At 64.3% G+C, this 12735-nt stretch carries 14 protein-coding genes and 1 pseudogene; 8 read left to right on the forward strand and 7 right to left on the reverse strand.

Annotated elements, in window-relative coordinates; genetic code table 11:
* Together BH95_RS29650 and BH95_RS20710 are read right to left on the reverse strand one after the other, a co-directional pair.
* Positions 1 to 200 (reverse strand): annotated as a pseudogene (locus BH95_RS29650) (sensor histidine kinase); the annotation flags it as partial.
* A 12-nt stretch (positions 201 to 212) separates the two neighbouring features.
* Positions 213 to 1031 carry a DUF2786 domain-containing protein gene (locus tag BH95_RS20710; protein ID WP_020110451.1) on the reverse strand — a complete coding sequence of 273 codons (819 nt, stop codon included), beginning with the start codon at positions 1029 to 1031 and terminating at the stop codon, positions 213 to 215.
* Between the two features lie 196 nt (positions 1032 to 1227).
* Here BH95_RS20710 and BH95_RS20715 point away from each other — a divergent pair, with 196 nt between their 5' ends.
* The 4 genes from BH95_RS20715 to BH95_RS29115 are packed head-to-tail and all read left to right on the forward strand — an operon-like array spanning position 1228 to position 4603.
* Entirely contained in the window at positions 1228 to 2499 is a 1272-nt protein-coding gene (locus BH95_RS20715; RefSeq protein WP_019665128.1) for an ABC transporter substrate-binding protein, read from the forward strand.
* A 30-nt stretch (positions 2500 to 2529) separates the two neighbouring features.
* Positions 2530 to 3612, forward strand: coding sequence for a carbohydrate ABC transporter permease (locus tag BH95_RS20720; protein ID WP_208601192.1), 1083 nt, complete (start codon positions 2530 to 2532; stop codon positions 3610 to 3612).
* Positions 3609 to 4430: a carbohydrate ABC transporter permease gene (locus BH95_RS20725; protein ID WP_019665130.1), complete on the forward strand. Its 822-nt coding sequence runs from the start codon at positions 3609 to 3611 to the stop codon at positions 4428 to 4430. Before BH95_RS20720 ends, BH95_RS20725 begins: the two co-directional genes overlap by 4 nt.
* Entirely contained in the window at positions 4427 to 4603 is a 177-nt protein-coding gene (locus tag BH95_RS29115; RefSeq protein WP_019665131.1) for a hypothetical protein, read from the forward strand. The genes BH95_RS20725 and BH95_RS29115 overlap by 4 nt, the downstream gene beginning before the upstream one ends.
* 73 nt (positions 4604 to 4676) lie before the next feature.
* On the opposite strand, the gene BH95_RS20730 is transcribed toward BH95_RS29115, so the two are convergent.
* Positions 4677 to 5363, reverse strand: a complete 687-nt coding sequence (locus tag BH95_RS20730; RefSeq protein ID WP_019665132.1) for a TetR/AcrR family transcriptional regulator — start codon at positions 5361 to 5363, stop codon at positions 4677 to 4679.
* A gap of 152 nt (positions 5364 to 5515) precedes the next feature.
* On the opposite strand from BH95_RS20730, the gene BH95_RS20735 reads away from it, so the two are divergent.
* The 3 genes from BH95_RS20735 to BH95_RS20745 are packed head-to-tail and all read left to right on the forward strand — an operon-like array spanning position 5516 to position 8341.
* Positions 5516 to 6433 carry an alpha/beta fold hydrolase gene (locus tag BH95_RS20735; protein ID WP_052060203.1) on the forward strand — a complete coding sequence of 306 codons (918 nt, stop codon included), beginning with the start codon at positions 5516 to 5518 and terminating at the stop codon, positions 6431 to 6433.
* Complete coding sequence (locus tag BH95_RS20740; protein WP_019665134.1) at positions 6411 to 7289, forward strand: metal-dependent hydrolase; 879 nt, start codon at positions 6411 to 6413, stop codon at positions 7287 to 7289. Before BH95_RS20735 ends, BH95_RS20740 begins: the two co-directional genes overlap by 23 nt.
* Positions 7286 to 8341, forward strand: coding sequence for a PDR/VanB family oxidoreductase (locus BH95_RS20745; protein WP_037183887.1), 1056 nt, complete (start codon positions 7286 to 7288; stop codon positions 8339 to 8341). Before BH95_RS20740 ends, BH95_RS20745 begins: the two co-directional genes overlap by 4 nt.
* 189 nt (positions 8342 to 8530) lie before the next feature.
* Here the strand turns inward: BH95_RS20745 and BH95_RS20750 are convergent, their stop codons facing one another.
* From BH95_RS20750 to BH95_RS20765, 4 genes are all read right to left on the reverse strand, one after another.
* Positions 8531 to 9628: an inositol-3-phosphate synthase gene (locus tag BH95_RS20750; protein ID WP_019665136.1), complete on the reverse strand. Its 1098-nt coding sequence runs from the start codon at positions 9626 to 9628 to the stop codon at positions 8531 to 8533.
* Positions 9621 to 10202 (reverse strand): PadR family transcriptional regulator, encoded by a 582-nt coding sequence (locus BH95_RS20755; protein WP_019665137.1) that lies wholly within the window; start codon positions 10200 to 10202, stop codon positions 9621 to 9623. The genes BH95_RS20750 and BH95_RS20755 overlap by 8 nt, the downstream gene beginning before the upstream one ends.
* A gap of 157 nt (positions 10203 to 10359) precedes the next feature.
* On the reverse strand, positions 10360 to 11214 hold the full coding sequence (locus BH95_RS20760; RefSeq protein WP_037183890.1) for a DUF1707 domain-containing protein: 855 nt from the start codon (positions 11212 to 11214) through the stop codon (positions 10360 to 10362).
* 7 nt (positions 11215 to 11221) lie between these two features.
* Entirely contained in the window at positions 11222 to 12037 is an 816-nt protein-coding gene (locus BH95_RS20765; RefSeq protein WP_080738070.1) for a DUF1707 SHOCT-like domain-containing protein, read from the reverse strand.
* Between the two features lie 88 nt (positions 12038 to 12125).
* Here BH95_RS20765 and BH95_RS20770 point away from each other — a divergent pair, with 88 nt between their 5' ends.
* A complete protein-coding gene (locus BH95_RS20770) occupies positions 12126 to 12557 on the forward strand; it encodes a DUF5318 domain-containing protein (RefSeq protein WP_026347800.1) in 432 nt (143 codons plus the stop codon).
* Positions 12558 to 12735 lie beyond the last annotated feature (178 nt).

The following is a 12735-nucleotide window of genomic DNA, read 5'->3' on the forward strand; positions in this document are numbered from 1 at the left end:
AATCCGACACCGGGACCGAAGATCAGCACCACGGCCAGCGGCGTCCACCACGACACGAGAATGCCAGCGCCCTCCGCAATTCCGGACAGCGACACGAAGAAATATCCGACGAAACCTACCCCGAGGAAGCGGGCGACCAGGATGCGTAGGCGCTCGCCGGGTGAGAATTCACGGCTGTCCGTCTGCTTACGCCACGTCACGATGGGGTCAGATTACCGCCCGAGCTGCTTCGAACCGCGGCCGATCTCGGTTTCACCCCCGAGCCGCGCAGTGCGGCCCGCCCTGTCCCCCGCGCGACTGGCGCCGTGCGAGTACCCCGCACCCGCGCTTCGGCTCCGCCAGGTGCCGCGCGCGGTGGAGTTCGACGAGTAGTAATCCTTCAGCTCGACCTCCTTGTTCCGCAGGACAAGAGCCGTGCCCGCGTCCGGTTTCTCCTCGGACACTGCCTTCGATTCCGCCTCCTTCTTCACCGCGGCGAGGCGCTTGCCCACCCGCGTGGCGAAGGCAGTCTGAAAGTTCAACCGCGCCGTGACCGCAGCGACGACGACCGTCTCCTGGCGCTTGTAGCGTCGGCGACCGATCTTTTCCACCACCGTGCGTACCGCAGTCTCGTTCTTGTACTCGCCCGATTTGATGTAGGCGTCCGACGCCCGCACCATCTGTACGAGGAGGCTCGAATACAGCGCCTCGGTGGTGTCGATGTCCGACGCGAAACCGTAGGCGAACACCTGCGTCGACGACCGTGCGACGTCGCACGTCACGTCGTTGGCCGCAGCGATCGAGACGAACAACTGGACGAACGTCTTCAGACCGCGTTTGCCTGCCTCTCCGATGGGGACGACGCGCTGCGTCGGCGTCGCCTGCTTCTCGCGCGAAGCGCTGTGCGAGCGGGCCACGGCCAGATCGATCGACGTCGACGTCGCGAGACGCTGTGCGGCCTCCATGAACGCTTCCGCCTCGTGCGGGTTGTCCGTCGACTCCGCCTGGCGGAGAAGCCCACCGATTCTGGTCAGCATCTTGTCCGAAGTCACCTGGGCGAGGCTACAACCACTCACCGACAGACCCGTCGCGTGAGGGTTGACCGATTCAGCAACGCCGGTAATGGCCCGCGGCGACCGAAATGTGTATAAGTTCCTATCGACATGTGCGTCGGGGGGAGCACATTCGCACATTCACTGTGCCGCCTCCCACACACACCACCGTGTACGAAGCAAGTGGAGAGAACTCATGGCGTCTTTGATCTCGAAGGTGGCGGTGCTCGCAACAGCAGCCTCGCTGCTGACGCTCACCGCATGTTCCAGCGACAGCGGATCCAGTGATTCCGCATCCGAGAACACCGACGGACGCGGACCCATCACCTACGTCGAAGGCAAGGACACCACCGAAACCGGTGTCGTCCGTCAGATCATCGAAGAGTGGAACGCGGCCAACCCGGACGAGCAGGTCACCTTCAAGGAACAGTCCAACGACGCCGACCAGGCACACGACGACCTGGTCCAGCACCTTCAGGCCGAGCAGAGCGACTACGACGTGATGGCTCTCGACGTCATCTGGACGGCCGAGTTCGCGGCGAAGGGCTGGCTCGTGCCGCTCGAGGGCGAGTTCGCCCTCGACAACGCCGGAATCCTCCCGTCGACGGTGGACAGCGCGACGTACAACGGCACCCAGTACGCGGCCCCGAAGAACACCAACGGCGGTCTGCTGTTCTACCGCACCGACCTCGTGCCCGCAGCCCCCACCACCTGGGACGAGCTCACGGCCAGCTGCACCGTCGCCGTGGAGAACAACATCGACTGCTACGCAGGACAGTTCGCGTCCTACGAGGGCCTGACGGTCAACGCGTCGGAGATCATCAACGCCCACGGCGGATCGTTCGTCGCCGAGGACGGCAAGACCCCGACCGTCGACTCCCCCGAAGCCAAGGCAGGCCTGCAGGCACTCGTGACGGCGTTCCAGAACAACGTCATCCCCGCCCAGGACACCACGTTCAAGGAGCCCGAGAGCCAGCAGGCATTCGAGGACGGCAAGGCGCTCTACCTGCGTAACTGGCCGTACGTCTACGGCACAGCAGCCAAGGAAGGCTCCGCAGTCGCCGGAAAGTACGGTGTCGCGCCACTTCCCGGCGTCACCGGCGTCGGAACCTCCACCCTCGGCGGATACAACGCAGCGATCAGCGCGTTCTCGCAGAACAAGGCCACGGCCGCCGACTTCCTTCGCTTCCTCCAGGGTGAGCAGGCTCAGCGCATCATCGCCGAGGGCGCACTGCCTCCCGTACTTGCATCGCTGTACGACGACCCGGCCCTCATCGCCGAGATGCCGTACCTCCCGGCCCTGAAGGAATCGATCGAGAACGCGGTCCCGCGTCCCGTCACGCCGTTCTACCCGGCAGTGTCGAAGGCCATCCAGGACAACACCGCCGCCGCGATCAAGGGTGAGAAGCAGGTCGACCAGGCTATCGCCGACATCCAGGCCGGCATCGAGTCCGCAGGCGCTAACTAAGCCTTCGGCTTTCGATTTCAGGAGAATTTCATGGCTCTACCTACTGGTGAACCCAGTGGGGCTGTAAACGTCGACGCGGCCGGGGGATCATCCTCCGGCCGCGGCGGGAGCGCAGCCAGCGGAGTGACTCCATCAGGTCGGCATGTGCGCACCGACAAGAAGAGGCGATTCGGGCTGAGTGCCGGGCGCGCCTGGTTGCTCATCGCCCCGACTCTGGTGATTCTCGCAATCGTCATCGCCTATCCGGTAATTCGTGCCGTCGTCATGTCCTTCCAGAAGGACGCCGGTCTCGATCCCGCGACGGGAATGTTCGTCAAGGGCGGTAGCGCCGGATTCTCCAACTACACACACTGGATCCTGCAGCAGTGCACGTCGGCGTCGGGCACGCTCGTCCCGTGCCCACCTGGCACCCTGGGTTCGCAGTTCTGGGGTGCGGTCGGCAACACGGCGTTCTTCACCGTCGTGACGGTGTCCATCGAGGTGGTCATCGGATTCGCGATGGCCGTCATCATGGGCAAGACGTTCGCCGGCCGTGCCTTGCTGCGTGCCGCCATTCTGATCCCGTGGGCGATCCCGACGGCGGTGACCGCCAAGCTCTGGTACTTCATCTTCAGCTACGACGGAATCGCCAACAAGCTTCTCGGCACACAGATCCTGTGGACGGGAGACGCGTGGCCGGCAAGGTTCGCGGTCATCATCGCCGACGTCTGGAAGACCACACCGTTCATGGCACTGCTGATTCTCGCAGGCCTGCAGATGATTCCGTCCGATGTGTACGAGGCAGCGCGCGTCGACGGGGCGTCCGCGTGGCAACGGTTCACCAAGATCACACTTCCGCTCGTCAAGCCCGCGCTGATGGTGGCCATTCTCTTCCGCACGATGGACGCGCTCCGGATGTACGACCTGCCCGCCATCCTCACCGAGGGCAACCCGGCGACGCGGACCATCTCGATTCTCGTGGTCGAGCAGATCCGGCAAGGGTTCAACGCAGCGGCGTCCCTGTCGACCATCTCGTTCGTCATGATCTTCATCGTCGCCTTCGTGCTCGTGAAATTCCTCGGCGCGAACGCGGTTGGCACACAGGAGAACCAAAGAAAAGGCACGATCCGATGAAGACCGCCCGTATCTACCTCGGCGTCGTGATCATCCTCGTATGGGGGCTCGCGCCGTTCTACTGGATGGCCGTCACTGCGTTCCGCGACCCGCGGTACACGTTCGACACCACACCCTGGCCGACGCACGTGACCACGGAGAACTTCAGCAACGCTCTGTCCACGAGCAACGGAAACAACTTCCTCCGTGCAGTCGCCAACAGCCTGATCATCGGCGGCGTCACCACGTTCATCGCGCTGGTGATCGGAATCTTCTGCGCATACGCACTGTCCCGCATCGACTTTCGATTCAAGTACATCGTCGTCGGCATCGTCCTGGGAGCATCGATGTTCCCCGTCGTCGCTCTGGTGACACCGCTGTTCCAGTTCTTCACGAACATCGGATGGATCGGCAGCTACCAGGCGATGATCATCCCCAACATCTCCTTCGTGCTGCCCCTGACCATCTACACACTGACGGCATTCTTCGCCGAACTGCCATGGGAACTGGAAGAAGCCGCCCGCATCGACGGCGCCGGACGGTTCCAGGCATTCCGCCTGGTGATGCTTCCGTTGGCCGCGCCGGCACTCTTCACCACCGCAATCCTCGCGTTCATCGCCGCAGTCAACGAGTACCTGCTCGCCAGCCAGCTCTCCAGCGACAAAACCGAACCCGTCACCGTGGCCATCGCACGCTTCTCCGGCAACGACCCACACGTCGTGCCGTATGCGGCGATCATGGCAGCGGGAACCATCGTCGCCATCCCACTCGTCGTCATGGTGCTGATCTTTCAGCGCCGCATCATCTCCGGACTCACCGCAGGCGGCGTGAAATCATGACCGCTCAGGATCACCTGCAGATCCTCGCCGGCATCCTCGGCTTCTTCGCACTGATGGCCTTCATCGCCGCAGTCGCAGGCATCCTCGGCGGCGACCCGCCCGTCTGGCCCTCCGTCCTTCTGATCGGCCTCCTCGCCGCCCTGACCTACGTGGTGCGCAAAATCCGAGCCTGACGGCGGGTCACTCCGCCGGCTGCGCTCCTGCCTGATCGGGTCACTTCGCCGGCTGCGCTCCTGCCTGATCGGGTCACTCCGCCGGCTCCGCTCCTGCCTTGAGCTTTGCCAGGGTCATGAAGATCGGCACGTCGCCGTCGAGGTCGATTTCCTTGCGCTGCAGGAATGCGTCGAGCAGTCCCCAGACCAGGGTCGTGAGTTGGTCGACGAAGTCGCCTGCGTCGAGTTCCGTGTCGTCCAGCCAGAGGTCGGTTGCGGCCAGGAGAGCCCCGACGGCGGCGCGGCACGCGTATTCGATGCCCGAGGTGTCGGCGTCGACCGAATCGAGAATCGTCTTCGCGACGGTGGCGAAGCGTGTCGCGATATCACGCCCGATGTCGAGGGGCGGAGCGATCGCAGGGTCTTCGGGAGTGGATCTGGACTGGGCGAGGAACCGGAAGACGTTGGGGTGGCGCCCCACCACATCCGCGTAACCGGAGATCGCATGTCGTAGCGCGGACACCGGTGCGTCGAGCAGGAAGTTGAAGTCGGATACGGCGAGCGTGTAGACCTCGTCGGCCATGCGCTGTGCCACGGCGCTGTACAGATCTGCCTTGTCCGCGAACTGCCGGTACAGCCTCGGCTTCGTGGCACCTGCCTCTCGCGCGATGTCGTTCATGCTCGGGTTCGGCCCGTGCGCGTCGATGACCCTGAACGTCGCGTCGACGAACTCCTCACGTGCCCTGGTTCTGCGGGCTTCGGGATCTCGCGAGGTAGGCATCTGGTCATTCTAGGTGTCGCCCCAGGTGGAGGCGGTCGTGCCTTGACACCTCCGCGGAGATTGTGGAGAGTTCACAGCAATGGCGTACCGGCGGTAACGTTAAACGTACTATCGGTACGGGGCGGAGTGACGGGAACAAGCGGGGAGTGGACATGACCATCGAGAAGGCGCGCGACCGAACACGCACCGTGCGTGTCGACGGTGCGGGGCTCTACGTGCAGGAGTTCGGCAACTTCGACGGCCCGGTGCTGGTGCTGGTGCACGGCTGGCCGGACACCCATCACCTGTGGGACGCGGTGGTCCCGTTGCTGACCGACAAGTTCCACGTCGTCACGTACGACACGCGAGGTCACGGCGAGTCCTTCGGTGACGGCACCGTCACGGAGATGACGCTCGAACAGTTGGCCGCGGATTTCATGGCGGTCGTCGACGCAGTGGCGGGGTCGATACCGGTGCACGTTCTCGCTCACGACTGGGGATCGGTTCAGGTGTGGGAGGCGATCTGCGAGCCGGGCGCCGACACCAGAATCGCGTCGTTCACCTCGATCTCGGGCCCGAGCCTCGACCATATGGGAATGTGGCTGCAGTCGACGCCGACGAGCCCGAAAGCGCTGTGGCAGAGACTCACTCAGCTGGTCTCGGGTGCGTACACGCTGTTCTTCATGTCGGGGCCGCTGTCTCGGACCTTCTTCCGCATGTTCGGAAGGCGCTGGATCTGGTCGTTGCTGCTGCGCATCGTCGAACGCGTGGACAAGCGAAATCTCCATGTCGCGCCGACCCTGAACCGCGACATGGTCGACGGGTTGCGCATCTACCGCGCCAACGTCCTTCAGAAGGTCCTGAGGCCGACGGAGCGGTACACACACGTTCCGGTCCACTTGCTGGTCACGCGACGGGACCCTGCCATCAGACCCGCATCGTTCGACGGCATCGAGCGGTGGGTGTCACGGGTCAGCCGCACCGATGTGCGCTCTGGGCACTGGCTCCCCTTGAAGAACCCGGCTCTCGTCGCCGCCGAAACAACGAAGTTCGTGGAAAGGATCGATCGTGAACGAACACGACCCCGGTGAAGTGTCCTTGCAGGCACGTAACGTCGCCTTCGACTGGTCGGATACTCCGTTGCATTGGATGCCGAACGAGCCCATCGCCTCGCACAGTCTCAGCGCGTTGAATCTGCTACTCCCCGAGGGGGAGCGGTGGTTCTGCGCCACCTACACCGAAGCCCTCCCCCTGATCGCCGACGCGAAACTGCGCGAGGACGTCCTCGGCTTCATCGGGCAGGAAGCCATGCATGCCGAGACGCACAATGTGGTGTTGTACGACTACCTCGACGCACACGGCGTCGATCCGAGGCCGTTCACGTCGCACTCCGAATATTTGATGCGCAAGGTGCTCGGGCCTCGGCCGGCTCTGTCGGCGAGAGCCCAGAAGCAGCAGCTGGTCGGACGAATCGCGATGATCGGCGCGATCGAGCACCTGACGGCCTTTCTCGGTGACTACGCGCTGAACTCGAGATGGGACGACTTCGACGGCGACCCCGCGATGGTGGATCTCTATCGCTGGCACGGTGCCGAGGAAGTGGAGCACCGCAACGTCGCCCACGACGTCGCAACGTATTTCGGCGTCGGGTACTTCCGGCGAAACTTCTCGATGCTCATCGCCTTTATCGGCTTCATCGTGCTGATGCTGCGCGGCACGCGATTCATCGTCCGCCAGGATCCGACGCTGACCGACCGGGGTTACCTCGTCCTGTGGCTGCAATGGTTGGGTGCGATGCGCAGAGGATCGCTCCCGTCGCTCGCCCAGATGACGAAAGGCGTTGCACGGTACCTGAAACCGTCGTACACCCCGGAGGACGAGGGCGACACCGCCCAAGCCGTCGCCTATCTGGCGAAGTCCCCCGCTGCCCGATCGGCACTGCCGTGAACCTCCAGCTACCTGTACCGACCACGATGCCCGGTGATCTCTACGGTCGTCACGAACGGGACCCGCTCCTCCGAGTGCTGGAGCGGGTCATGAACGCGCACATGGGCACGATGCGTCTACTGCATCGCAAAGAATTCGTGGGCGCGACGGATGATCGGCGACTCGAGGTAGTCGTCTCCGAGCGTCGCATCGAGGCGTTCGACGAGAACGTCGTGAGCTTCGTTCTGTCGGCGGCGCACGGCGGCGAGCTACCGTCCTGGCGCGCAGGTGCGCACATCGACGTCGAGATGCACTCGGGGAGGCTGCGTCAGTACTCTCTGTGCGGGGATCCCGCGGACAGCACCCGCTATCGCATTGCAGTGCGGCGCATTCCGGACGGCGGCGGCGGATCGATCGAGATGCACGACCTGGAGGTCGGCAGCAGATTGACCGTCCGAGGTCCGCGAAACGCGTTCGCCTTCGCAGTTCCCGGTTTCGGATCACCCGCAGACAGTCTGCATTTCGTCGCAGGCGGGATCGGGATCACACCGATTCTCCCGATGATGAGGCTGGCGCACCGACTGGGACTCGACTGGTCGATGGTCTACACCGGCAGAAGCCGAGAGTCGTTGCCGTTCCTGGGTGAACTCGACGAGTTCGGCGGCTCGGTGACGCTTCGAACCGACGATGTCGACGGAATCCCGACGTCGGAGATGTTGCTGGAAGGATCGCAGCCGGGAGCGGCGATCTACGCGTGCGGACCGATGCCGATGATCGGCACACTGCAACGCGGAGTCGACCCGGAGTCGGAATTTCACTTCGAAAGGTTCTCGGCACCGCCGATTGTGAACGGCGTCGAATTCGAGGTGGTCCTCGCCAGTACCGGCGAACGGGTGACGGTCCCGGCGGACAGGTCCATCCTGGACGCGGTCATGCCGTTGCGCCCCGACGTCGCGTACTCCTGTCGTCAGGGCTTCTGCGGTACCTGCCGAGTCCCTGCAACGCACGCGCCCGACGGAATGCTGATCTGCACCGAGCGCACCGACGGGGACGAAGTGACCCTCGCCTTGTGAGCGGAGCCTGCGGAGTGACCTGCAGGCCACCGGGAGCGGAGCCTGCGGAGTGACCCTCAGGCCACCGGGAGCGGAGCCTGCGGAGTGACCTGCAGGCCACCGGGAGTGGAGCCTGCGGAGTGACTCGCAGGCCACCCGGGAGCGGAGCCTGCGGAGTGACCGTCAGGCTCCGCTCCACTCATGTGAGGGCTAGGCGTCGATGATGAACGCTTCGAGCTGCTGGCGCGCGACGTCGTCGGCGAGCTGCTTGGGAGGGCTCTTCATCAGGTAGGCCGAAGCCGGGATGACCGGTCCACCGATGCCGCGGTCGAGGGCGATCTTGGCGGCGCGGACGGCGTCGATGATGACACCGGCCGAGTTGGGCGAGTCCCATACTTCGAGCTTGTACTCGAGGTTCAACGGCACGTCACCGAAGGCGCGGCCTTCGAGGCGGACGTACGCCCACTTGCGGTCGTCGAGCCAGCCGACGTGGTCGCTCGGCCCGATGTGGACGTCCTTCGTGTTGAATTCGCGCTGCAGGTTCGACGTGACGGCCTGGGTCTTGGAGATCTTCTTCGACTCGAGGCGGCTGCGCTCGAGCATGTTGAGGAAGTCCATGTTGCCGCCGACGTTGAGCTGCATGGTGCGGTCGAGCTGAACACCGCGATCCTCGAACAGCTTTGCCATGACGCGGTGCGTGATGGTGGCACCGACCTGGCTCTTGATGTCGTCGCCGACGATGGGAACGCCTGCGTCGACGAACTTCTGGGCCCAGACGGGGTCGCTGGCGATGAACACGGGCAGAGCGTTGACGAACGCGACACCGGCATCGATAGCGGCTTGTGCGTAGAACTTGTCTGCCTCTTCCGATCCCACGGGGAGGTAGGACACGAGCACGTCGACCTTGGCGTCGCGGAGGGCCTGGGCGACGTCCACCGCTTCGCCGTCGGCCTCGGTGATGGTCTCGCGGTAGTACTTTCCGAGCCCGTCGAGGGTCGGTCCGCGCAGAACCTGAACGTCCTTCGGCGGTACGTCGGCGATCTTGATGGTGTTGTTCTCGCTCGAGAAGATCGCGTCGGAGAGGTCGAATCCGACCTTCTTGGCGTCGACGTCGAACGCGGCGACGAATTCCACGTCGCGGACGTGGTACTTGCCGAACTTGACGTGCATGAGGCCGGGAACGGTGACGTTCTCGTCGGCGTCCTTGTAGTACTCGACGCCTTGGACGAGCGACGCGGCGCAGTTGCCCACACCCACGATGGCTACCCGGATGGCGTTGCCGTCCGAAGTGTTGTTGTTCTCACCCATGTTCGGGTTCTCCTTCTTTGTTCGTAACGCTTTTCGGGTTGGGCGTGGCGGTCGGGCCCGCCTGCTCGGCAGCGATCACTTCGTTGAGCCAGCGGACTTCTCGTTCGCTGGATTCGAGTCCGAGCTGATGTAACTGACGGGTGTAGCGGTCGAGCGTCCCGCTGGCTCGATCCACCGCTTCGCGGAGCCCTTCTCTGCGCTCCTCGACTTGACGACGTCTGCCTTCGAGGATGCGCAGCCGCGCTTCCGCCGGCGTCCGGCTGAAGAAGGCGAGATGCACGCCGAAACCGTCGTCCGTGTAGTTCTGCGGTCCCGTGTCCGCAACGAGCTCGGCGAATCTCTGCTTGCCCTTGGGTGTGAGCTCGTAGACCCGACGTGCTCGCCGCTTCACGAGTGTGTCCGGACCGTCGTTCTCGGCGATCAGCCCATCCGCCTGTAGGCGGCGCAGGGCCGGGTAGAGCGAACCGTAGGAGAACGCTCTGAATGCTCCGAGGAGTCCGGTCAGTCGTTTACGCAGCTCGTATCCGTGCATCGGGGATTGAAGTAGCAGACCGAGAATTGCCAGCTCGAGCATGCCTACCTCTCCCCTCGACGTGTAGTCGTGCACCTGATGCGGTTCCCGAGCATATACACAAAATGTATCGGCTCGATATATGTACATACATCTATACAAGTCATAATGTAAGGACATTAATCTAAAGCGCAGATTCCTGCCGACGCAGGTGAAGGGGTCAGCCGGAGTACGGCGAGACGCGCACGATGTTGCCCGCGAGATCCGCCACGATCCGGCCGCCGCGACGGTCGGCGTCGTACGCCGTCACTGCAATCTGCGGAACGCCGTCGTCGGTGTCGATGGTCACCCAGTCGGCAACTGCATCGGGAACCCCCACGGCCGCCGGTGCTCCGGCGATCAGACCGGCCACGACGCCTGAGTCGACGAGCGTCCAATCGAACGGAATCTCGGACGGATCCAGCAGGTCGGTGGTGCGATACACCTCGAAACCGCCTGCGACGAAGACGCGTTCCCGACGTCCGTCTGCCGAGACCCGGTACACATCCGCGCGGTTGTCGTCGTCGACCTGAATGCTCAACTCCAGGACCTCGGTCGTTCCGAAACGTTCGATGTACCGATTGCGGAAGTCCTCGAGGCCCGCGGCGGTGTCGAAGACGAACGGCTGCGCGACGATCGGCATCACGTCCGCCGGCAGCGGCATCGACGGTTGCGAGGCTGGTGACACCGTCGTCTCCTGTTGCGCTACAACGGGTTCCTCCTCGGAGTCTCGGGTCGCGAAGAACAGTGCCAACCCGGCGGCGATGATCACGACGGATCCGAGAGCGAGAAACACGCGGGGTTTCGGCGCGGACCGTCGGGCAACGGGTTCGGGGAGATCGACGTCGAGTTGCAGATCGCTGACCAGACGGTGCAGTTCGTCCAAGGTCACCGCGTTGCGGGCCCGTTCGCTGCGCAGACGATGCTCGCCGAAGGACAGCTGACCGTCGGCGTAGGCCGTGTCGAGCGCCGACGCGGTGAGCGCGCGGTCGATGTCGCGTGCGCGGAATGCGGTGGAACGGTATTTCGCCGCCATGAGAGTCCTACTTCCCGAACTGGAACGGGGTCACGTACAAGAAGTTGCCTGCCGGATCGACCGACATGGTGCCGCTTTCCTCGTCGGTGTTGTCTGCGCTGATCAACACCTCGGGACCGTCGGACTCACCTCGCATCTGAATGTTGAGGCTGTCGATCCTCGACAGATTCAGGCTCGCCGCAGCTCCGGCCACGACGGCAGCCAATTTCGGTAGGTCGACCGTCGCGAGATCGATCTGCTGCTGATCCGCCCGCCTGGACGTCGACCAGTCCTCGTCGAATTCGAGCACGCCGTCGCGGAAGTCGTAGGTGACCTGCTTCTGCGGCGCCCCGGGCGCGGGCATCCTGAGGATCGCGTAGGACTCGTACAGACCGAGACTGTCGACGACGGTGGTGCCCGTCCGAGCCTGCAGAGCGGCTGCGATATCCGCCACGATGGCGGGGTTCTGGTAGCCCATCTCACCGTAGGTGGCGACGGGGTCGCCCTCCGCAGCGCACGACCTGACACCGAACGTGATCGCGACGGCCGCTGCCACCAGCGGAATCGCGACCGCGAAGAACCCCAGGCGCGACGACCTCGCCGTGCGAACCGGATGTACCAGCTCGATCGGGTCGGCCATGGGAGCAAGGTCGGTCTCGTTCTGCAGGTCCTCGATGAGCGAGTGCAGATCCGCCAGCGTCTCCGCTTCCATCGCCAGGTCGATACGCGCCGCGTGCTCCTCCTCGGACAATTGACCGTCGGCCCGGGCCTCGTCGAGAGTGGCGCATGCCTGAGTTCGGTCGGTATCCCTCGCCCGGGTGGAGGGCGGAAGTCGCGTCGGCACAGGTGGAGCATAGTTTCGGGTCCCCGAATTGCCCAGATGCGGTGACACCGGCGCCCACCCGTCGGCGGCCGCACGTACTCTGGTTCTCGTGCGACTTCAGCGACAGGTGGTGGACTACGCCCTTCAGCGACGGTCGCTGCTTGCCGAGGTGTACTCGGGCAGGACCGGAGTGAGCGCCGTGTGCGACGCCGATCCCTATCTGCTCCGGGCCGCCAAGTTCCACGGCCGCGGCAGCGACGTCGTCTGCCCGATCTGCAGGAAGGAACAGCTCACCCACGTCTCCTGGGTGTTCGGCGAGAAACTGGGCCCACTGTCCGGGTCCGCTCGCACCGCGGACGAGCTGGTACGCCTCGCCGCGACGCAGGAGGAATTCTCCGTCCACGTGGTGGAGGTCTGCAGGTCCTGCAGCTGGAACCACCTCGTGCAGTCCTATGTCCTCGGCGCCGTGCCCGCGCCCAAGCAACCGCGACGGTCCCGGTCCAATTCTCGCGGACCTGGCCGTCGAACAGCGAGCGAGTGACACAATCGCATGCGCTGACCGACCCCGGTCTTCCATGTGAGTAGTGCCCGCCCAAGACCACTGGAGTTCTGTACGTGAGTTCCCCCTACGACAACACCCCCGGCGGTAGCTCCGGGGATCGTGACCCGTCCAGGCGCCCACCGAACGTGCCCCCCGGCACCTCCGGTCGTCCGCCGGG

Origin of the sequence: Rhodococcoides fascians A44A, from assembly GCF_000760735.1 — a bacterium.
GTDB lineage: Bacteria > Actinomycetota > Actinomycetes > Mycobacteriales > Mycobacteriaceae > Rhodococcoides > Rhodococcoides fascians_E.

What these genes read in the sequence shown, in the direction of transcription:
- BH95_RS29115 (WP_019665131.1), top strand. Translation starts at nt 4,427, where the DNA reads ATGACCGCTCAGGATCACCTGCAGATCCTCGCCGGCATCCTCGGCTTC.
- BH95_RS20735 (WP_052060203.1), top strand. Translation starts at nt 5,516, where the DNA reads ATGACCATCGAGAAGGCGCGCGACCGAACACGCACCGTGCGTGTCGAC.
- BH95_RS20730 (WP_019665132.1), bottom strand. Translation starts at nt 5,363, where the DNA reads ATGCCTACCTCGCGAGATCCCGAAGCCCGCAGAACCAGGGCACGTGAG.
- BH95_RS20750 (WP_019665136.1), bottom strand. Translation starts at nt 9,628, where the DNA reads ATGGGTGAGAACAACAACACTTCGGACGGCAACGCCATCCGGGTAGCC.
- BH95_RS20725 (WP_019665130.1), top strand. Translation starts at nt 3,609, where the DNA reads ATGAAGACCGCCCGTATCTACCTCGGCGTCGTGATCATCCTCGTATGG.
- BH95_RS20760 (WP_037183890.1), bottom strand. Translation starts at nt 11,214, where the DNA reads ATGGCGGCGAAATACCGTTCCACCGCATTCCGCGCACGCGACATCGAC.
- BH95_RS20715 (WP_019665128.1), top strand. Translation starts at nt 1,228, where the DNA reads ATGGCGTCTTTGATCTCGAAGGTGGCGGTGCTCGCAACAGCAGCCTCG.
- BH95_RS20755 (WP_019665137.1), bottom strand. Translation starts at nt 10,202, where the DNA reads ATGCTCGAGCTGGCAATTCTCGGTCTGCTACTTCAATCCCCGATGCAC.
- BH95_RS20720 (WP_208601192.1), top strand. Translation starts at nt 2,530, where the DNA reads ATGGCTCTACCTACTGGTGAACCCAGTGGGGCTGTAAACGTCGACGCG.